Below are 18,581 nucleotides of genomic sequence, written 5' to 3'. Positions count from 1 at the left end.
CGGGACACGCCCTCTGCCGGATCAGGAATTCGAGAAGCCCTCTCTCCTCTACGGCGCCGCCTTGCGGCGCAGCCATGCCGTGAGTTCGTCGTTCCAATCGGTGTCGCGTGATGACGGTTTGCGGACATGTACCGTGCGTCCATCGCAAGCATAGGCGGACAGGCCACGCGACGCAGCCAGCTCGCCGCCAGCGTCGTGATCGACGAAGAGATGAAGCTCGGTCACGCTCTCGGGCACACTGACGAGGCCGAAGCGCTCATTCCCGAGGGTCGCCCAGACGGGGACACCGGTGAGAGCATAAGCCGACATTGCGCTTTCAATGCCTTCAGCAAGGCCGAGCTTGCCAGAGGCCGGAGCGAAGAGGCGGACAGCAGATTCACCGAGCGCGCCAAGCGCGCGTTTCGGCTTGTCGAAAGCGGCCTTGGTATTGCCCGAAAGGAACGTGCGATGGACGGCGACCGGCCCCTCGTCGAGGCTGACTGCCGCGATCAGGGCGGGCAAAAAGCGGGTCCGTCCTTTTGGACCAAGCGGCGTTCGTGGATGGAAGCGGAGCGCTGGAGATGCGGCGAGGATGCCGCGGCTCTCAAGATATTCCTTTGCCGGACTGGCACGCAGTGGCTGTGCATCGCGCCAGATCCTCAGCGCTGCCGCCGAGGGTTTGCGGGTGCTGGTCGGTTCGGGGCCGTTGGTGGTCGCAGAAGCTGAAAAAAGCGCCGGTGCCTCGAATCCTTCACGCGCCAATGCAGACAACACGCTCTGCTGATCGCATCCCGCAAAGCAATGGAAGAGGATGGCCTGTCGGCCGAGCGACACACCGAGTGACGGCGTGCGATCATCATGCGCAGGGCAGCAGGCCATGCCCTTGGTGCCGGACCACTTGCCGCCCCGGCTTTCGCAGATCTTGCGGGCGGTGTCCTCAAGCGAGGTACGTGACAGGGTTGAATTCGAAACGGGCATACCGGCTCCATCGCCTCACAATTGCCCCTCCAACCGACCCTCTCTCCTCTCGGATAAGCACGCAAAAAAGCGTTTTCCTACACCTATTTGTTCTATTTATGTTCTCTTGCAGATCGAGGCAAGGTGAAAGGTTATGCGATGCGAATGTATCTGGTGGCCTGCGGTTGCGGTGCGCTAGCGATTGCGATAGCGATAGCGATTTCGGGGTCTGCGCGGGCGCGGGAGTTTCAAGTCTTCGACCATGACCTCAGCAAAGTTGAGGTTACAACCGACAAAGGTCTTGGCTTTAACCCGACTGCAATCGACTTGGCCAAACCAGAAGGCGGCAAGGCTTATATCGATAGAAGCTTCAAGGAAGCTTTGTACGAGCCACTCATCCGGCAAGCTGAAGCGCGATACCAATTACCGCCTCGACTGCTTCAGGCCCTGATTTGGCAGGAATCGCGGTTCAACCCGATGGCGATCAGTCCGGCTGGCGCCGCTGGTCTCGCTCAACTGATGCCGGGAACGGCAAGAGAACTCGGTGTCAGCAATCGCCACGATCCGGCTCAGAACATCGACGGTGGCGCGCGGTATCTGAAGCAGATGCTAGAGCGCTTTGGTGCGATCCATCTCGCGCTGGCCGCCTACAACGCTGGACCCGGCGCCGTGTCGCGAGCCGGCGGGATACCGAAAAATCGGGAAACGCCTGGATATGTGAAGAGCGTTATCGACCGATGGATGGCATACAGCTCGATATGACTACGAATCGGAAAAGGATCAGCGGACGGCTCGAGCATCTTCCTCGGGGAGCTGCAATTGTAACCGATGCCGGTGATCACTGGGTTCTTGAAGACTATGAACCCTCAAACGATGACTTCGGATTTGAAGTTACCGCAGAGGGTATTGTCGTCGGGTTCGACCGGCTTCGCGTCGAATGGCTTGGTCAGGTGTCCGCTTAGGAGCAGGTCAAGCGGCCCTCAAGACCGCAATGTTTTGCGGCTTGCCGCCGATGGAGTCGAGGAAGTCTGCCCAATCCTGCAACATTGCACGCCGAGGAGCGAGATATTCGGCAGCATTGTATGCTCCGCGAACTTCGTTTTCTTCGCTGTGTGCCAATTGCAGTTCGACCCAGTCTTCATGATATCGACGGATCCACATCGGGGGATCGCCGACCTCGACAAGCTGCTCATTCGCCCAGGTGCTCGCCAGACCCCTGAAGCCGTGAACAGTTTGCCGCCCGTGGTAACCGAGCCGATAGAGGCCATAGATCATCGTATTCTCTGAGAGCGGCATCTTGGGCTTCTGGCCTGGAAAGACGTATTTACCTTCGGACTTGCTGATCAAATCCTGAGCAAGAGAAGCGGCTTGTCGCGACAGTGGCACGATATGCTCGCGGCCCATTTTCATCCGGTCAGCGCCAATGCGCCATACTGGTGAAGGTCCACCCATATCTTCGAACTCGTGCTTCTTGGCGAATCGAAGCTCCTTCGTCCGCACCCATGTAAGAAGAGCGAAATTCAATGCTGCCCGGGTAATCTCGGAGCGTCTCTCACCCTCTTCTTGATATTGCCCGATCTTAATCATCAGCTCGGGTAGCTGCGCGAGAGGTAGCTTCGCCATATGCTTGACCCGAGGCCGTGGCTTCAGTGCCCCGCGAAGATGCGCAGTAGGGTCGGAATCACAAAGGCCGCTGGCAATAGCGAACTGGAACACCTGTCCAATACATTGCTTTGCCCGCCGACTGATGTCGAGCGCGCCGCGCTCTTCGATTTTCCGAATGACCTTTAGCACTTCTGGTGGAGTGATCTCATGCATCATGAGCTCGCCCAAGTCAGGAAACACATCCTGGTCCATGCGTGACCAGACACGCTTCGCATGCGCGGGATCGAGACTACTTGCTCTGTTCTGATGCCACATGGTGGCGATCGCCCTGAAGGTCTTGGCCTCTTCGAAGTCCCGACCCGGTTTGTGGACCATCGGGTCCCTGCCCTCAGCCAGCACACCTTTGGCAACTTTCTTGAGTTCTCTTGCTGCCGCTATTCCTACTTCGGGATAGGCGCCGAAAGAAAGCAGCTTCTCCTTACCGTGGTAACGGTATTTCAGCCGCCAGAGCTTCGAGCCGTTCTTTTGAACAAGGAGGAATAGACCCTCCCCATCCGCAAGCTTGTATGGGCGCTCTGCCGCCTTCGCTTTTTTGATCTGAATCTCACTCAAGGCCATTGGGGGTATCGCTCCTTTTCGCTACCCCCGGAAAATACCCCCAAAATACCCCCACACCAAATCCGGCTTCAAGCGAATGCAAGCGCACGCAAGCGGACGCGAATCGCTCACATCATTCTGTTTTAATTGAATTTTGCGGATGCATGCGGCCCCAAGCGAACCCATGCGGATTCGAGAATGGTAGCGGAGGAGGGACTCGAACCCCCGACACGTGGATTATGATTCCACTGCTCTAACCACCTGAGCTACTCCGCCCCGAAAGGCCTCGAGCGCGGCTTGTCCCGTGGTGCGGGGCCCGCTCGGCAGGCGGCGCGTTTAGGGCGGGTGTGCGCCCCGGTCAACCTCGTTTCACGCCTTTTCGCGGCCGCGGAAAACAAAGTCGCGGACATGCTCCCACGGACCTCCGCGATAGCGGTGCAGGCCGAAGCCGCGGAAGGCGAAGCTGCGCTCTTGAACGGTATCTTCCAGCTCGGCTTGTGCGGCTTTGGCTTCGGTGGACGTGACCTTGTTCTGGATCGTCGCATGCAGGCGTGGACGGCCCTGGTCCTGTTTTGTGAGCATGCCGCGAAAATGCTCGGCAATCCCGTCGCGCAGGGTAAGCATTTGCTCGCTCTCGAGCTTCAACGCCGTTCCTCCGCCCAGCGACATGAGGCCAATGAGGCGCGCTTGCGGAGGCGCGAATTCGCCTGCCAGCCGCTTGAGCAGGTCGCATAGTTCGGCTTCGCATTGCGCGGGGATCGCATGGAACAGCGTCACATGCGCTTCGAGATAATTGCGCTCGGGCGGAAAATAACGGTCGCGCAGCGCGGTCGCCCAGCCGTGCATGTCCTTCGGCAAAAGGCCGGTGAGGATCAGCGGCTGGCCCTGCCCGCCCCCGCCCTCGCTCACATTTCGCCCCGCTGCCGACGGAGCTCGTACCACTCCTCGACATTGGCGTTGTGCTCTTCCAGCGTCTCGGCGAACTTGTGCCCGCCGGTACCATCGGCGACCATGTAGATCGCGCTCGTGTTCGCCGGGTTGAGCACCGCCGCAATGGACTCGCGGCCGGGATTAGTGATCGGTCCCTTGGGCAGTCCGACCATCGAATAGGTGTTATAATCGTTGACTGCCGCGATTTCCGACTGGCGGATACGGCGGCCGAGCGGCTTGCCCTTGGTGATCGGGTAGATGATCGTCGGGTCGGCCTGCAGCAGCATCCCGCGCTTGACGCGGTTTGAATAGAGCCCGGCGACCATGCGGCGCTCTTCGGGCTTGCCGGTTTCCTTCTCGACGATCGATGCCAGGACGACCGCATCGCCGATATTGTCGACGGCGATACCCGGGCGGCGCTTGGGCCAGGCTTCGGCGAGATAGTTCCGCATCGCCGCCTGCATTCGCGCGAGCACGGCGGTGCGTTCTTCGCCGCGTTCGAAGCTGTAGGTATCGGGCAGGACGGAGCCTTCTTCCGGTACCGGGATTTCGCCGGTCAGCAGATCCTCTGCCATCAGCCGTTCCCACACCATGATCGACGGCATGCCTTCGGGGATGGTGACGAAGCGGTTGATCGTATCGCCGCGCTGGAATTTGTCGAGAATGGCTGCGGGGCTCATGCCCGCTTCCAGCTCGAATTCACCCGCCTGGATCGGGTCGCCGCTGCCGAGAATCTTCGCGCGCAACAGGAAGGCATCGGCGGAGGCGATGACGCCTTCTTCCTCCATCTTCTGCGCGGCCGACGTCAGCGTCGATCCCTGCGCGACGATGAAGTTGCGATCCTCCTCGATTGCCGCCGAGCCGTACCAGCCCCCGGCAAACCACACCCCGGCAGCCAGCACGATCAGGACCGCCGCCGCGACAAGGCAGCCCAGCTTGCGCATCAGTCGACCTTCTGCATCACCAGCGACGCATTGGTGCCGCCGAAGCCGAAGCTGTTGTTGAGGACGGCGTGCACTTGGCGTTGCTTGGCCTTGAGCGGCACGAGATCGACGCCTTCGGTGCCTTCGTCGGGATTATGCAGGTTGAGCGTCGGAGGGACGATCTGGTCGCGCATGGCGAGCAGGCAGAAGATGGCTTCGACTGCCCCTGCCCCGCCGAGCAAGTGGCCGATGGCGGACTTGGTGCTGCTCATCGAAGCGCCGCTCAGATCATCGCCCAGCACGCGCTTGACCGCCGCCAGTTCGATCGTGTCGGCCATGGTCGAGGTGCCGTGGGCATTGACATAGTCGATGTCGCCCGCCTTCAGCCCCGCCTTCTTGAGCGCCATCTCCATCGCATATTGTGCGCCGAGACCTTCCGGATGCGGCGCGGTCACGTGGTAGGCATCGCCGGACAGGCCATACCCGGTCACTTCGCCGTAGATTTTCGCGCCGCGCGCCTTGGCGCGTTCGTATTCCTCGAGCACGACCACGCCTGCGCCCTCGCCCATGACGAATCCGTCGCGGTCCCTGTCATAGGGGCGGCTCGCTTCGGTCGGGCGGTCATTCATGCTGGTGTTGAGCGCGCGGGCCTGCGCGAAGCCTGCGATACCGAGCGGATTGACGGTGCTTTCAGCCCCGCCCGCCAGCATCACGTCGGCATCATCGAGCGCGATCATGCGCGCCGCATCGCCGATCGAATGCGCACCGGTGGAGCACGCCGTCACGACCGCGTGGTTGGGCCCCATGAAGCCATATTTGATCGTCACCTGGCCTGTGACGAGATTGATCAGTCGCCCGTGGACGAAGTGCGGGCTGACCCGGCCCGGGCCACGCTCGTGCAAGTTGACCGATTCCTTCTCGATCCCCGGCAGTCCGCCGATCCCCGAACCGATCGAACAGCCGGTGCGGCGCTTTTCCTCGTCGCTCATGTCGGTGAGGCCGGCATCTTCGAGGGCCTGTCCGGCCGCATCGATGCCATAGACGATGAACGGATCGACCTGGCGCTGGATCTTGCCGTCGACGCGCTTGTCGGGATCGAAGCCCCAGGGATGATCCTTTGGTTTCACCTCGCAGGCGATTGTGCACTTCTGGTCCGTGGCATCGAAGCTCGTAATCTGCCCGGCGCCGCTTTCCCCGGCGATCAGGTTCTTCCACGATGTTTCGACATCGCCGCCCAGCGGGGTGACGAGGCCAAGACCGGTGACGACTACGCGGCGCATGCAATTCTCCGTCGAAATGACACAGGCCCGGCCCGCGGATGGGGTCGGGCCTGTCAGGCCCCGCCAGCGCGGCTGGCGGGGTGATAAGCGCGAATGGGCTTAGCCCCCAGGCTTAACCTTTGTGCTCTTCGATATACTTGGTCGCGTCGCCGACGGTCGAGATTTTCTCGGCAGCATCGTCGGGGATTTCCACGCCGAACTCTTCTTCGAAGGCCATGACGAGTTCCACGATGTCGAGGCTGTCTGCGCCCAGGTCATCGATAAAGCTGGCTTCCTGATTGACCTTGTCGGCCTCGACGCCGAGATGCTCGACGACAATCTTCTGCACGCGGTCAGCGGTATCGCTCATTTAGGTGTCCCTCTGCTTGATGGGGTTTGTGAATATTGGCTTTCGCCCTAATGAACGCAAGGCGCGCGCGCAAGGGGGACCGGGACTTTAGCAAACGAATGGATCGCGCAAAAGCAAGCGGCGGCAAGCGATGGCCGCGGTGGCAGGCTGGCTCCTAACATAGGTTAAGAACAAAACCGCCCAAGGGCCCGCGGCGAGCGACGAGGCGCGGGACCAAAGCCCGTATCCGGGCGTTGTCGAGTCAGTCCCCAGGAACAGGAGAAATATCAATGGCTTCGACAACCTTCAAATCGCTCACCGACACCACGTTCGATTCCGTCGAAGGCTACCGCCAGGCGGCCGACAACGCCAACAGCCCGCAGCTCAAACAGGCGCTACAACAGCGGTGCGAGGCGCGTCGGCAGACCCTCGAACAGATGAACGCCGAATTGCAGCGCCAGGGCGACGAATTGGTCACCAAGGGCACGCTCTCCGGCGAAGCCCACCAGATGTGGGCCAGCATCACTTCGGCCTTCGGCGACAACGACGAAGCGGCGGCCGAGCGTGTCGAAGAAGGCGAGGACTATCTCAAGGAGAAGTTCCAGTCCGCCATCGAAAGCGGCAATCTCGAACCGCAGGAACAGCAGATCGTGCAGCAGTGCTACGCCGAAATCAGCCAGGGCGAGCGCTTCGGCGACACGATCGCGCAGATGACCGACTGATCGGTCTTTCGCCAGAGCGAAAAGCAAGGGGCGCGGTGCAGGCCGCGCCCCTTTTTCGTATCCGCGCAACCCTTCTCTTGCCCGGCCAAAATTTACAATCGGAGCAATGTCTTGCACTGTATCCCGAATCGTAGCCAGCGAGGGGGACGGCATGACGATGGGGCAATCACAATCGGTTCTCGCGAGGAACGGCCGCGCGGTCGGAACCGTAGCGAGCAAATTTCTGGCCTTGGCCGCGTTGACATGCGCCGCATTCGCGAACGCGCAAGATTGGCAGCCAAAACAGGATGATCGTTACATCGTCGAAGCTCGCAACAGCGATATGTTCTTCATCTGGGAGACCCCTGCGCAAGGCGAACTGACGCTGCGCTTAGAATGGTGGGGCCTGATGGGCCAGCCGGTCGAAAGCTACAGCATGAAGTGGAACGTCGCGGGCGATCCGCGCGACCAAGCCAAGCTCTTTCGCCCACTGGTGGCAAGCCTGCCCGGCAATGGCGACATGGCGAAATATCCGGCGGTCGCCGAGAAATTCGGCGCGTTACGCAGCACCGATGCTGCGATGCGGGTCGAATTCCTCATCCGCGCACCCAAGAAGGCGATCAAGGGGAAGAGCTATTTCACCAATTGCGACGCCAATTATTGCTACGCCAAGGGCATGCGCGATCTCGATCGCGGCGATTTGCCGATGGGGCGGATCGGGCGCTGGAACACCGAGCTTTCGCCCAAGACGCCAAGCGACGAGATCATGGCCGTCTGGCTCATGGTGGGCTGCGAAAAGCCGCTCGAGTGCCAACGCAACACTCTCAATGCGGGAACGCATATGGCGATCACGAAGCTTTCGGTATGGAAGCTAAAATACGACCAGTTTGGTGCACGCGCACTGTTGAAGGACTGGGCCGTACTGGCACAGGAGGACAGCCCCGATGTGGCAAATTTCCGTCGCAAGCTGGCCGAAATGGTCGCTCCGCGCGGCGGGACCGAACCCGATGCGGAGTTCCGCGCGTCGAGCGATCTCATCCACTATTCGGGCAAGCTCACCGAGATGAACCCGATCAAGGCCGAAGCGCAGGCGCTCGACCTTGCGGTAGAAGCGAGCGGCAACAGGGCGGCGGGCAATCGATATCTCAAGGAATGGCAAGCTGCGGTGGCGACTCTGAACCGATTGCACAAGCAGGCTGGGCAAGCGCTCGCTCAGGCGCGCCTAAGCGACGATATCTCGCCCGAGCAGGTCGCGCGACTGAAAGCGCTGGAACAGGACTATGCGCGCGAAGAACTGGCAGTCAGCCGCGCCGACGGGCCGGTCGAGGCGACGGAAAAACCCGGCTTGGAGAAAGCCCGCGCGGAAAAGCTGGCCGCGCTGGAACAGGCCCGCGAGCCACTGACCGACAAGGCCGCCGCGATCGACGCGCTCAAACGCGAGTGGGACGTGTTCAACGAGGAACTGGCCCACACCAAGCGCGCGGCCGATTTCGTCGGCTCGCTGCAACGCGACCTCGCGCTAATCGACGGCAAGCTGGCGGCGCTCGATCGCGAGCTTCGCAAGGAAGCCGAGCGGCTGGCCGAAGCCGATGACGATAGCGAGACCACACTCCCAGCGATCGCGGAGGCCGATACGACGAAGTTTGAAATAGTTCATCGCAATGGCGGGAATGGCGTTGTGTCCGACACCGGGGAGACGCTGATACCGTTTCGAAACTGGCAGGTCGTCAGCTATGCCAATGGCCGCGCCGAGGTAAGGACCCAAGCCGGCAAATTCGAATGTTCGCAAGCCAAACGCAGCAATCGCCCGCGAAAATATCGCAATAAATCGTGGTATGGCGGAAGCGCGATTGCCTACAATGTCGGCACGGTGGGGCAGGACGGCCGATTTATCGGAGCGACCAAGAAGGACGTTCAGATCAACAAGCTTGGCATCGATTGGGGACTGGTCCTCTTCACGAGCGACGTCAGCCGCGCCCGCCAAAGAGAGATCCGGCGCGAATTCAACGCAGATACCAAGACTATCGAGGATGCTTGCAACGCGCAGCTGGAACAGTGGGCCGCAAGACAGCGCGGTTGATCATCGCTACTCGGGCGGGGCATCGCGCAGCGCGCCAGTCCAGGGAACGCCTTAGCTGTCGTCGTTCACAAGATGGGTGCCGACCTGCTGTTTCTTCGGCGGTTCGACCGTCCGGATATGCACATCGCGCAGCGCCTTGGGCGGAACCTGGCTGGGTGCGCCCATCATCAGGTCCTGCGCCTTCTGGTTGAGCGGGAAAGCGATCACTTCGCGGATATTGGGCTCGTCGGCCAGCAGCATCACGATACGGTCGATTCCTGGCGCAGAGCCACCGTGCGGCGGGGCGCCGAGCTTGAAGGCTTCGATCATGCCGGAGAACTCACGGTCCACCGTTTCCCGGTCGTAACCGGCAATCTCGAAGGCCTTGTACATGATTTCCGGCTTGTGGTTCCGGATCGCGCCCGACGACAGCTCGTAGCCGTTGCAAACGATGTCGTACTGCCAAGCCAGGATCTCGAGCGGATCCTTGTTTTCCAGCGCCTCCATCTCGCCCTGCGGCATCGAGAAGGGATTGTGGCTGAAATCGATCTTCTTGAGCTCTTCGTCGTATTCGAACATCGGGAAGTCGACGATCCAGCAGAACTTGAAACAGCCCTGCTCTATCAGGCCCAATTCCTCGCCGACACGGGTACGGGCGGCACCGGCGAGCTTCGCGGCGTCCTTCTCCTTGCCCGCGGCGAAGAACAGGCCGTCATTCTCGCCGAGGCCGAGCTCGTCGTAGATTTTCTGCATGTTTTCGGGACCGTGGTTCTTGGCGATCGGACCGCCGAATTCGCCCTGCTTGCGCGTGACATAGCCCAGCCCGGCAAAGCCTTCCTTGCGCGCCCAGTCGTTCATGTCGTCGAAGAACTTGCGGCTCTTCTCTTGCGTGTTCGGCGCGGGGATCACGCGGACGCGGCCACCAATGCCGACGATCTTTTCGAACAGGCCGAAACCGCTCGACTGGAAATGATCGGTCACGTCGCTGATGACCAGCGGGTTGCGCAGGTCGGGCTTGTCGGTGCCGTATTTGAGCATCGCTTCCGCATAGGGAATACGCGGAAATTCGCCCGACTTGGTCACACTCTTGCCGTTCGCGAACTCTTCGAACACGCCCGCCAGCACCGGCTCGATGGCCTGGAATACGTCTTCCTGCGTGACGAAGCTCATTTCGAAGTCGAGCTGGTAGAATTCCGGCGAGCGATCGGCGCGCAGGTCTTCATCGCGGAAGCACGGCGCAATCTGGAAGTAGCGGTCGAAACCGGCCACCATCAGCAGCTGCTTGAACATCTGCGGCGCTTGCGGCAGCGCGTAGAAGGTGCCCGGATGCAACCGGCTCGGCACGATATAGTCGCGCGCGCCCTCGGGGCTGCTGGCGGCTAGGATCGGCGTCTGGAACTCGGTGAAGCCCTGCGCCGTCATGCGGTTGCGGATCGAGGTGATGACCTGGCTCCGCAGCATGATGTTGCGGTGCAGACGTTCGCGCCGCAGGTCGACGAAGCGGTACTTGAGGCGCACATCCTCGGGATAGTCCTCCGCCGAATTGACGATCAGCGGCAGTTCCTCGGCGCGGCTCTGGATCTCGACCGAGCGGGCGAAGACTTCGATCTCGCCGGTCGGCAGGTTCGGATTGACCGCCTCGGCATCGCGCGCCTTCACGTCGCCGTCGATGGTGACGACGCTCTCCAGCTTGAGCTTGTCGAGTACCGGCAGCGCCGCGCTGTCTTCGTCCGCGACGATCTGGGTGATGCCGTAATGGTCGCGCAGATCGACGAACAGCACGCCCCCGTGGTCGCGCTTGTTGTGCACCCAGCCCGACAGGCGGACGGTTTCGCCGACATTTTTCTTGCTCAGCGCTGCGCAGTTGTGGGTACGATAGGCGTGCATCTAAAATCTTTCCATTTTCGGAGCTATGAGGCTAAGGGCGCGCGCGTTCGCGATTGCGCGGGGCGACAAGGCCCCTAGCCGGAATTCGCGCGCGCTAACAGGGGAAGCTCTGCCCTTTGTCAAGCCATGCTTGGCCTCGGGCAGGCTCCGAATGGGATCATTCCCGAGGGCGGTACTCCGCCCAACCGAAGAAAGACCGATGAAGATACACGACCTGATCACCGATACCGCAACGCTGGCCGAGCTGTGCGATCGCCTCGCTCAACACGAATTCGTCTGCATCGACACCGAATTCATGCGCGAGAACACTTATTGGCCCGAACTCTGCCTGATCCAGATCGGCAATGAGGAAGAAGCCGCCGCGGTCGATCCGCTGGCCGACGGGATCGATCTGCAGCCCCTGCTCGACCTGATGTGCGAGAATGAGGATATCCTTAAAGTCTTCCATGCCGGCGGGCAGGATGTGGAGATCGTCTACAACCTCACGGGCAAGACGCCCTTCCCCATCTTCGACACGCAGATCGCGATGATGGCGATCAGCCAGTCCGAACAGATCGGCTACGCCAACCTCGTCGAAAGCTGGCTCAACAAGACGATCGACAAGGGCGCGCGCTTCACCGACTGGAGCCGCCGCCCGCTGACCGACCGGCAGATCGAATATGCCATCGGCGACGTCACCTATCTCGCCAAGATCTTCCCCAAGATCCTGAACAAGCTGGTGAAGACCGGCCGCGGGGCGTGGCTCAATGCCGAAATGGACAAGCTCGCCGATCCGGCCAATTACGAGAACGACCCCAGCGTCTCGTGGCGCCGCATCCGCTCTCAGGGGCGCAACCCGCAGGTACTGGGACGCCTGAAAGCGTTGGCGGCGTGGCGCGAAGGCGAAGCGCAACACAAGAACATCCCGCGCGGCCGGATCGTGCGCGACGAGACGTTGGCCGATATCGCCAGCCATCCGCCCAAGAAGCAGAGCGACCTCGCCAAGGTGCGCGGCCTCAGCCAAGCCTGGCGCGACAACGATATCGGCAAGCGGCTGATGAAAGTGCTGGCCAATGCCGAGCCGCTGCCCAAGGAAGAAATGCCCGCCAAGGTGAAGCGCGGCGCCCCGCTCGGCAAGGAAGGCGCCTTGGTGGCGGACCTGTTGAAGCTCCTCCTCAAGATTCGCGCCCGCGAGATCGACATCGCCCCACGGCTGCTGACCAAGGCCGACGAGATGGAAGCCCTCGCCGCCGGCGTCCGCGACCTGCCGATCCTGCAGGGCTGGCGTTACGATGTCTTCGGCAAGGACGCGCTGGAACTGGTCGAAGGAAAGACGGCCTTCGCGGTCAAGGACGGCAAGCTCATCATGACCCATGTGGACGATATGGCCGGCGAACTGGAAGAAGCGCAGCAGGCAGCGGAATAGTGCACGCCCATGTCCACGTACCTCCCCACCATCAAGCAGTTGCAGTATCTCGTCGCGTTGCACGAGCATGGCCATTTCGGCCGGGCGGCAGAGGCGAGCTTCGTTTCCCAGTCCACTCTCAGCGCAGGCATCCGCGAGCTGGAATCGCTGCTGGGGGTGACGCTGGTCGAGCGCAGCCGGCGCGTGGTGCGCTTCACGCCGCTCGGCAACCAGGTGGTGGAGAAAGCGCACCGGCTGCTGCGCGAGGCGGAGGAACTCAGCGATCTGGTCCAGGCGGCGGGGAAGCCGTTATCGGGGACGCTGCGGATGAGCGTCATCCCCACCATCGCGCCGTTTCTACTGCCGCGTATCCTGCCGCGGCTGCGCAAGGAGCGGCCCGAACTCAAGCTGTTTCTGCGCGAGGAGACCAGCCACGATGCGGTCGAATCGCTGCATCACGGGCGGGTCGATTGCGTGCTGCTGGCCCTGCCCTTCGCGACCGGCGAGGTCGAGATGGAGCACATTTCCGACGACGCACTGTACGTTGCGTTCCCGAAGGACGATCCGCGCGACCCGCCGGAGACCGTCAAGCCGAACATGATCGACGAAGGCCGGCTTTTGTTGCTCGAGGACGGGCATTGCCTGAAGGAACATGCACTCGCTGCCTGCAACCGCCCGGAATTGCGCGGCAGCGCGACAATGATCGGCACGTCGCTGCACACACTGGTACAAATGGTCGACAACGGGCTCGGCCTTACCATGCTGCCCGAAATGGCGCTGGAGGCCGGGATCCTGACCGGCACCGACGTCGTTGCACGCCCGCTCATGTCGCCCGCCGCCAAGCGCGAGATCGCACTCATCTGGCGCAAGAACTCGCCGCGTTCCGACGAATTCCGCCTTCTCGGCGAAGAACTCCGCGCGGGTTGACCCTCCGCGTGCCTAACGCGGGTTAACCAATTCTTGGGTATCTTCCCGCATAGGTATTGTTCCTGACTGGACTTGCAGCAACGGGGGGGTCGCAATCCATGCGTTCGTTCAACCGCTTTTCCACCGACGAAGAGGTGGATGTCACCGTCGAAGGCGAGCGCGATGTCGCGACGCTCTACAACCTTTCCTGCGGTGGCTGCATGCTCGAAATGCGCAATCGCGGCGCCGTCGAAGGTGCCGAAGTCAGCGTCAATCTCAATGACATCGCGACGGCGCAGGGCCATATCGTCTGGCGTATCGACAACAAGGCCGGCATCAAGTTTGCCACGCCGCTGCACCAGAAGATCGTCGAAATGCTGGGCTATTCCGCCGTCGCGGAGAAATTCGACGCAGGCGATCCACGCGATCGCTTCGGCCTGCCGCTGCACGGCTGAGGTTTTCCCAACCCGAATCGCCTACCGGACCGCGCGCCTTCCTGCCGCGATGGATCAGTCCATGTGCTTGAGGCCGACCCGCAGATAATCCCAGCCGGTGATGAGGGTCAGGATTGCCGCACCCCACAGGCTGGCGAGCCCGATCAGGTGCACCCACTGGTCCGCGAGGCGGAGATTCGCTTCGGCCAGCGTCGCCGGCGGCGGGCCATGCACTGCCCCGCCCAAAATCAGCGCGCCGAGCGACAGCAATTGCAGTGTCGTCTTCCACTTGGCGAGCTTGGTGACCGGCACCGACACCTGCAGCCCGGCGAGATATTCGCGCAGCCCGGACACGGCAATCTCGCGAACGAGGATGACGAGGCCCGCGATCGCGTGGAGGTCCCCCACATACGGCCCTCGAAGGTAGCCTTGCGCGGTCAGCACGAGGATGACTGCGGCAACCATGATCTTGTCGGCGATCGGATCGAGGAAAACGCCGAGCTTGGAAACCGTCCCCTGCGCCCGCGCGAGGTAGCCGTCGAAGAAATCGGTTATGCCGATCACGCAATAGAGCACGAAACCGATCGCATAGCCCACCTGCCATTCGGGCCACCAGAGGAAGAAGCCCAGCAACGGCACAGCGAAAATGCGCGACAACGTCAGGATGTTCGGCAGCGTCAGCATGGCTGGTCCGCCGTTTAGCCCAGCTAGGAGCGCGGAGAAAGATGGTGCGTGTGGTTGCCAACCGTTCTGTCTGCTCTAGAACGAGGCGCCAACAGGGCCGGGCTGAACGCGGTCCTACTCGCCCCGATAAGGGAATTTCATGACGACGCTCAAATTGCTGCGCCGCCGCCGCTTCTTGCCGCTGTTTACGACACAGCTGCTCAATGCCTTCAACGATAACCTCTACAAGACCGCGATGGTGCTGTTCGTGGTCTATTTTGTCTACAATTCGGAAGAGGCGGAGGGACTGTTCAGCGCGGTCGCGTCGGGCCTTTTCATCCTCCCCTTCTTCCTGCTTTCCGCGGTGGCCGGGCAGCTGGCCGACATGCGCGACAAGGCGCGGATCATCCGCATCGTCAAGATGTGCGAGATCGGGCTGATGCTGATCGGGGCGATGGGGCTTTACCTGTCGTGGCGGGGTTTCGAGATGCCGGTTTCGATCCCGCTCGGGTTCACCACTATCGACACCACATTCCCCATCGTCCTGCTGCTGTTCGCGCTCTTCCTCACGGGGGTACAATCGACCTTTCTCGGCCCGATCAAGTACGCCATCCTGCCGCAGCACCTGCACAAGGACGAAGTGCTCGCCGGAACCGGGCTGGTCGAAGCGGGCACCTATGTGGCGATCCTGGCTGGGACGATCCTCGCCGGCTGGATCCCGGTCCAGTTCGCCGCCGCGAGCATTATCGGCGTCTCTATCCTCGGCTATATTTCGGCGCGCCAGGTGCCCAGCGCACCCCCGCTCGGAAAGGTAGAAAAGATCGACTGGCACATAATCCGCGCCTCGATCGCGCTGGTGCGCAACACGATGCACGACCGGCAGGTTTTTTACGCCATTCTCGCGATCAGCTTCTTCTGGACCATCGGCGCGGTGCTGTTCATCCAGTTCCCGCCGCTCGCCAAGAACGTCATCATGGCCAGCAAGGAAGTCGCCAGCGTCTTTCTGGTCGTGTTTTCCATCGGCGTGGCAATCGGCTCGGTGACGATCAACCACATGCTGAAAGGCGATGTCTCGGCGCGCTATTCGCCGCTGTCGGTCATCGTGATGGGGGCGTTCGTCGTCGCCTTCTACGTCGTGTGCAAGCTGTGGCAGGCCGACCAGCCGACCGACCTGCTCGACGTGGCCGAGTTCATCGCCTGGCCGATGGCGACGGTGCTGCTGCTGTGCCTGCTCGGTATCTCGGTCGCCGGCGGCATGTTCGTGGTGCCGCTCTACGCCTTTCTCACCACCCGCGTTTCGACCGACCAGGCTTCGCGCACCATTGCCGCGAACAACATCGTCAATTCGGGTGCGATGGTGGGCGGAGCTCTGTTGGCGATGGCGCTGACGGCGGCGGGACTACCGATCGCCGAGCAGCTCCTGCTGAGTGCTGCGATGTGCCTGATTTCGGCGTGGCTGGGCCACCGCCTCCATCGCGCGGAATTGCGCGACCAAATAGCGCTGGCCGCCGCCTAGATCAGGAAAACGAGCGCCGCCGCGAGGCAGGCGAAATAGGCACTGCCGAAGCCGCGCATATCGTCGCGGGTGATCTGCCAGGTGTTGCGCGCAGATTGCGGTGCGTCGACCGCGCGCACATGGGGAGGCAAACTCGCAAGGAAGGGATGGCGCGCGCCTTCGTCGGTTAGGACCAGCGACCGTCGTTGTGTTTTCGTCGTCATCATGGCGGTGTTAACGTTTCGGTAACCATCGCGCTCCCGGCCATTCCGGCCTGTCGCAGGATGGGACGTTAACTGTCCCTGTTCATGACGCGGTGCCGCGTTGTCGTCCTCGAAGGCTGGCGCTAGAGAATCGGGCCATGACTCGATCCACCACTCCCGATGCCGCCCGCCTGCTCGTCGACTGCCTTGTCGAGCAGGGCTGCGACAGGGTCTTCACCGTCCCCGGCGAAAGCTTCCTGCAGGTGCTCGACGGGCTGCACCAACACGGCTCGATCGATGTCGTCACCTGCCGGCAGGAAGGCGGCGTCGCCTTCATGGCCTGCGCCGACGGGGCGATGACCAACCGTCCGGGGGTCGCCTTCGTCACCCGCGGCCCGGGCGCGACCAATGCCAGTATCGGCGTGCATGTCGCGTTGCAGGATTCGCAGCCGATGATCCTCTTCGTCGGCGATGTCGGGCGCGATATGCGCGAACGCGAAGGCTTTCAGGAGATCGATTTTCTCGCCTTTTTCGGTCCGATCGCGAAATGGGCCGCGCGGATCGACAGTGCCGACCGTATCCCGGAATTCGTAGCACGGGCCTATTCGGTTGCGATGTCGGGGCGTCCCGGGCCGGTGGTGCTGGCGCTTCCCGAAGACATGCTCTCCGATACGACGACCGCGCGCCCTCGCCCGCAAGTTGCCCGACCGGCGCAAGCGGTCTGTCCCGACGCGATGCAAGCGATGATGGCCATGATCGGCGATGCCGCCTCCCCCGTGGCGATCATCGGCGGCGCTGGCTGGCACTCCAAGGCGCGCGAGCATTTCCAGTTGTTCGCCGAGCGGATCGGATTGCCCGTCGCGACCGCCTTTCGCCGGCAGGATGCGATTTCTCCTGCTTCACCGGTCTACGCCGGGAACCTGGGATATGGTCCCAATCCCAAGCTGGTCGAGCGTGTGAGGAATGCCGATCTGATTCTTGCGGTTGGCGCGAGGCTTGGGGAAGCGACGACCGAAGGTTATACCCTCATCACGCCCGATCACCCCGACCAGATGCTGATCCACGTCCATCCCGACCCGGACGAACTCGGCAGCGTCTATCGCACCGACCTGTCGCTATGCGCCGACATGGGCGAATTCGCCGAAGCCGCGGCGCTGTGGGAAGAAAATTCCGTCATTTCGTTCGACGCTGGCGCAGAGGCGCATGCCGAGTGGGAGGCATGGGCCACCGCCACGCCGGGCGACTGGCAACTCGACCTTGCCCGCTGCGTCACCTTCATGCGCGACACGCTCCCAGCCGATACCATCATCTGCAACGGCGCGGGCAATTTCGCCGGTTGGTGGCACCGCTACTGGCGCTACCGGGGCCATCCGACCCAGCTAGCCCCGACCTGCGGCGCGATGGGCTATGGCGTGCCAGCTGCGGTCGCGGCGGCGCGGCGCTTCCCCAATCGGACCGTGGTGGCAATCGCGGGCGATGGCGATTTTCTGATGAACGGGCAGGAACTGGCGACCGCTGCGCAATATAGTCTCAACCTGATGGTGATCATCGTCGACAACGGCGCTTACGGCACCATTCGGATGCACCAGGAACGGGAATTTCCTGAGCGGATTTCGGCCACCGAGCTGAAAAACCCCGACTTCGCTGCACTCGCAGAATCCTATGGCGGCTGGTCAGCCCGTGCAAAAACGACCGACGAGTTCAAGACTGGGCTGGTAGAGGCCGAGGGACGCAGCGGCCTGCGGCTGATCCACTGTCTGATCGATGTCGAGCAATTGGCCGCCAGCGGCGCGACAATCAGCGGGCTGCGCAGTCGCTAGCTTACCTTTCCCCGGCCAATTCCAACACTATATCCCATTCCTCGGGACGGACCTCGGCCACAGACAGCCGTGATAGTTTGACCAGTTCCATCTCCGTCAGCCGCGGATCGGCCTTGACCTGTTTGAGCGTAACCGGCTGTTCGAGCTTGCGCACCGGCTTTACCTTCACCGCCGCCCACTTGCCTTCAGGGTCGGTCGGATCGGTGATGCCGGCCACGCTGACCTCGCAGATACCGACAATCTCCAGCCCCTCGCGCGAGTGGTAGAAGAAACACTGATCCCCGACTTCCATCGCCGCGAGATTGTTCTTGGCGCGATGGTTGCGCACCCCGTCCCACACGCCTTCTCCCTCCGCGACGAGATCGTCCCAGCCGTATTTGGAGGGTTCCGATTTCATCAGCCAGTAGCGAGCCATGGATGTTGCATCTCC

19 protein-coding genes and 1 tRNA gene are annotated in these 18,581 nt (G+C 62.0%); 9 read left to right on the top strand and 11 right to left on the bottom strand.

Annotated elements, in window-relative coordinates; all coding sequences use genetic code 11:
* Nucleotides 1-48: 48 nt before the first annotated feature.
* Nucleotides 49-957 (bottom strand): DUF7146 domain-containing protein, encoded by a 909-nt coding sequence (locus EL2594_RS03975; RefSeq protein WP_011413771.1) that lies wholly within the window; start codon nt 955-957, stop codon nt 49-51.
* Between the two features lie 144 nt (nt 958-1,101).
* On the opposite strand from EL2594_RS03975, the gene EL2594_RS03970 reads away from it, so the two are divergent.
* Both EL2594_RS03970 and EL2594_RS15620 read left to right on the top strand, forming a co-directional pair.
* Nucleotides 1,102-1,698: a lytic transglycosylase domain-containing protein gene (locus tag EL2594_RS03970; protein WP_011413770.1), complete on the top strand. Its 597-nt coding sequence runs from the start codon at nt 1,102-1,104 to the stop codon at nt 1,696-1,698.
* Nucleotides 1,674-1,898: a DUF5818 domain-containing protein gene (locus tag EL2594_RS15620; RefSeq protein WP_192895895.1), complete on the top strand. Its 225-nt coding sequence runs from the start codon at nt 1,674-1,676 to the stop codon at nt 1,896-1,898. Before EL2594_RS03970 ends, EL2594_RS15620 begins: the two co-directional genes overlap by 25 nt.
* Nucleotides 1,899-1,905: 7 nt before the next feature.
* Here EL2594_RS15620 and EL2594_RS03965 read toward each other — a convergent pair whose 3' ends face one another.
* The 6 genes from EL2594_RS03965 to EL2594_RS03940 form a co-directional block, all read right to left on the bottom strand.
* The gene (locus EL2594_RS03965) at nt 1,906-3,159 is read right to left on the bottom strand and encodes a tyrosine-type recombinase/integrase (protein ID WP_011413769.1); all 1,254 of its coding nucleotides are present in this window, start codon (nt 3,157-3,159) and stop codon (nt 1,906-1,908) included.
* A 178-nt stretch (nt 3,160-3,337) separates the two neighbouring features.
* A tRNA-Met gene (locus EL2594_RS03960) sits at nt 3,338-3,414 on the bottom strand.
* 93 nt (nt 3,415-3,507) lie between these two features.
* Nucleotides 3,508-4,047: a 2'-5' RNA ligase family protein gene (locus EL2594_RS03955; protein WP_011413768.1), complete on the bottom strand. Its 540-nt coding sequence runs from the start codon at nt 4,045-4,047 to the stop codon at nt 3,508-3,510.
* Nucleotides 4,044-5,012, bottom strand: coding sequence for an endolytic transglycosylase MltG (gene mltG, locus EL2594_RS03950; RefSeq protein WP_011413767.1), 969 nt, complete (start codon nt 5,010-5,012; stop codon nt 4,044-4,046). Before mltG ends, EL2594_RS03955 begins: the two co-directional genes overlap by 4 nt.
* On the bottom strand, nt 5,012-6,271 hold the full coding sequence (fabF, locus tag EL2594_RS03945; protein ID WP_011413766.1) for a beta-ketoacyl-ACP synthase II: 1,260 nt from the start codon (nt 6,269-6,271) through the stop codon (nt 5,012-5,014). Before fabF ends, mltG begins: the two co-directional genes overlap by 1 nt.
* Before the next feature lie 112 nt (nt 6,272-6,383).
* On the bottom strand, nt 6,384-6,620 hold the full coding sequence (locus EL2594_RS03940) for an acyl carrier protein (protein ID WP_011413765.1): 237 nt from the start codon (nt 6,618-6,620) through the stop codon (nt 6,384-6,386).
* Nucleotides 6,621-6,889: 269 nt separating this feature from the next.
* Between EL2594_RS03940 and EL2594_RS03935 the strand changes: the two genes are divergently transcribed.
* Nucleotides 6,890-7,321: a ferritin-like domain-containing protein gene (locus EL2594_RS03935; RefSeq protein WP_011413763.1), complete on the top strand. Its 432-nt coding sequence runs from the start codon at nt 6,890-6,892 to the stop codon at nt 7,319-7,321.
* A gap of 322 nt (nt 7,322-7,643) precedes the next feature.
* Entirely contained in the window at nt 7,644-9,380 is a 1,737-nt protein-coding gene (locus tag EL2594_RS03930; RefSeq protein ID WP_155805959.1) for a hypothetical protein, read from the top strand.
* Nucleotides 9,381-9,431: 51 nt separating this feature from the next.
* Here the strand turns inward: EL2594_RS03930 and aspS are convergent, their stop codons facing one another.
* Nucleotides 9,432-11,246 (bottom strand): aspartate--tRNA ligase, encoded by a 1,815-nt coding sequence (aspS, locus tag EL2594_RS03925; RefSeq protein ID WP_011413761.1) that lies wholly within the window; start codon nt 11,244-11,246, stop codon nt 9,432-9,434.
* Between the two features lie 199 nt (nt 11,247-11,445).
* On the opposite strand from aspS, the gene rnd reads away from it, so the two are divergent.
* From rnd to EL2594_RS03910, 3 genes are all read left to right on the top strand, one after another.
* Nucleotides 11,446-12,651 carry a ribonuclease D gene (rnd, locus tag EL2594_RS03920; protein ID WP_011413760.1) on the top strand — a complete coding sequence of 402 codons (1,206 nt, stop codon included), beginning with the start codon at nt 11,446-11,448 and terminating at the stop codon, nt 12,649-12,651.
* Between the two features lie 9 nt (nt 12,652-12,660).
* On the top strand, nt 12,661-13,557 hold the full coding sequence (locus EL2594_RS03915; protein WP_011413759.1) for a hydrogen peroxide-inducible genes activator: 897 nt from the start codon (nt 12,661-12,663) through the stop codon (nt 13,555-13,557).
* 98 nt (nt 13,558-13,655) lie between these two features.
* Nucleotides 13,656-13,991 (top strand): PilZ domain-containing protein, encoded by a 336-nt coding sequence (locus EL2594_RS03910; RefSeq protein ID WP_011413758.1) that lies wholly within the window; start codon nt 13,656-13,658, stop codon nt 13,989-13,991.
* 54 nt (nt 13,992-14,045) lie between these two features.
* On the opposite strand, the gene pgsA is transcribed toward EL2594_RS03910, so the two are convergent.
* Nucleotides 14,046-14,654, bottom strand: a complete 609-nt coding sequence (gene pgsA / locus EL2594_RS03905; RefSeq protein ID WP_011413757.1) for a CDP-diacylglycerol--glycerol-3-phosphate 3-phosphatidyltransferase — start codon at nt 14,652-14,654, stop codon at nt 14,046-14,048.
* 139 nt (nt 14,655-14,793) lie between these two features.
* Here pgsA and EL2594_RS03900 point away from each other — a divergent pair, with 139 nt between their 5' ends.
* Nucleotides 14,794-16,149: an MFS transporter gene (locus EL2594_RS03900; RefSeq protein WP_011413756.1), complete on the top strand. Its 1,356-nt coding sequence runs from the start codon at nt 14,794-14,796 to the stop codon at nt 16,147-16,149.
* Here EL2594_RS03900 and EL2594_RS15080 read toward each other — a convergent pair.
* Nucleotides 16,146-16,355: a hypothetical protein gene (locus EL2594_RS15080; RefSeq protein ID WP_011413755.1), complete on the bottom strand. Its 210-nt coding sequence runs from the start codon at nt 16,353-16,355 to the stop codon at nt 16,146-16,148. The two genes, EL2594_RS03900 and EL2594_RS15080, sit on opposite strands and share 4 nt — an antisense overlap.
* A 134-nt stretch (nt 16,356-16,489) precedes the next feature.
* Between EL2594_RS15080 and EL2594_RS03895 the strand changes: the two genes are divergently transcribed.
* Nucleotides 16,490-18,151 (top strand): thiamine pyrophosphate-binding protein, encoded by a 1,662-nt coding sequence (locus tag EL2594_RS03895; RefSeq protein WP_011413754.1) that lies wholly within the window; start codon nt 16,490-16,492, stop codon nt 18,149-18,151.
* A 1-nt stretch (nt 18,152) separates the two neighbouring features.
* Here the strand turns inward: EL2594_RS03895 and EL2594_RS03890 are convergent, their stop codons facing one another.
* Complete coding sequence (locus tag EL2594_RS03890; protein WP_011413753.1) at nt 18,153-18,566, bottom strand: EVE domain-containing protein; 414 nt, start codon at nt 18,564-18,566, stop codon at nt 18,153-18,155.
* Nucleotides 18,567-18,581: the final 15 nt, after the last annotated feature.

The organism is Erythrobacter litoralis HTCC2594 (assembly GCF_000013005.1).
Classification (GTDB): Bacteria; Pseudomonadota; Alphaproteobacteria; order Sphingomonadales; family Sphingomonadaceae; genus Parerythrobacter; species Parerythrobacter litoralis_A.
The sequence above is the reverse complement of the archived record's forward strand: the minus strand, read 5'-3'. Positions and strand labels throughout refer to the sequence as shown.

Bases quoted from the DNA above. Each gene is read 5' to 3' on its own strand.
- EL2594_RS03975 (WP_011413771.1), bottom strand. From the start codon at position 957: ATGCCCGTTTCGAATTCAACCCTGTCACGTACCTCGCTTGAGGACACC.
- EL2594_RS03970 (WP_011413770.1), top strand. From the start codon at position 1,102: ATGTATCTGGTGGCCTGCGGTTGCGGTGCGCTAGCGATTGCGATAGCG.
- EL2594_RS15620 (WP_192895895.1), top strand. From the start codon at position 1,674: ATGGATGGCATACAGCTCGATATGACTACGAATCGGAAAAGGATCAGC.
- EL2594_RS03965 (WP_011413769.1), bottom strand. From the start codon at position 3,159: ATGGCCTTGAGTGAGATTCAGATCAAAAAAGCGAAGGCGGCAGAGCGC.
- mltG (WP_011413767.1), bottom strand. From the start codon at position 5,012: ATGCGCAAGCTGGGCTGCCTTGTCGCGGCGGCGGTCCTGATCGTGCTG.
- fabF (WP_011413766.1), bottom strand. From the start codon at position 6,271: ATGCGCCGCGTAGTCGTCACCGGTCTTGGCCTCGTCACCCCGCTGGGC.
- EL2594_RS03940 (WP_011413765.1), bottom strand. From the start codon at position 6,620: ATGAGCGATACCGCTGACCGCGTGCAGAAGATTGTCGTCGAGCATCTC.
- EL2594_RS03935 (WP_011413763.1), top strand. From the start codon at position 6,890: ATGGCTTCGACAACCTTCAAATCGCTCACCGACACCACGTTCGATTCC.
- EL2594_RS03930 (WP_155805959.1), top strand. From the start codon at position 7,644: ATGTTCTTCATCTGGGAGACCCCTGCGCAAGGCGAACTGACGCTGCGC.
- aspS (WP_011413761.1), bottom strand. From the start codon at position 11,246: ATGCACGCCTATCGTACCCACAACTGCGCAGCGCTGAGCAAGAAAAAT.
- rnd (WP_011413760.1), top strand. From the start codon at position 11,446: ATGAAGATACACGACCTGATCACCGATACCGCAACGCTGGCCGAGCTG.
- EL2594_RS03915 (WP_011413759.1), top strand. From the start codon at position 12,661: ATGTCCACGTACCTCCCCACCATCAAGCAGTTGCAGTATCTCGTCGCG.
- EL2594_RS03910 (WP_011413758.1), top strand. From the start codon at position 13,656: ATGCGTTCGTTCAACCGCTTTTCCACCGACGAAGAGGTGGATGTCACC.
- pgsA (WP_011413757.1), bottom strand. From the start codon at position 14,654: ATGCTGACGCTGCCGAACATCCTGACGTTGTCGCGCATTTTCGCTGTG.
- EL2594_RS03900 (WP_011413756.1), top strand. From the start codon at position 14,794: ATGACGACGCTCAAATTGCTGCGCCGCCGCCGCTTCTTGCCGCTGTTT.
- EL2594_RS15080 (WP_011413755.1), bottom strand. From the start codon at position 16,355: ATGATGACGACGAAAACACAACGACGGTCGCTGGTCCTAACCGACGAA.
- EL2594_RS03895 (WP_011413754.1), top strand. From the start codon at position 16,490: ATGACTCGATCCACCACTCCCGATGCCGCCCGCCTGCTCGTCGACTGC.
- EL2594_RS03890 (WP_011413753.1), bottom strand. From the start codon at position 18,566: ATGGCTCGCTACTGGCTGATGAAATCGGAACCCTCCAAATACGGCTGG.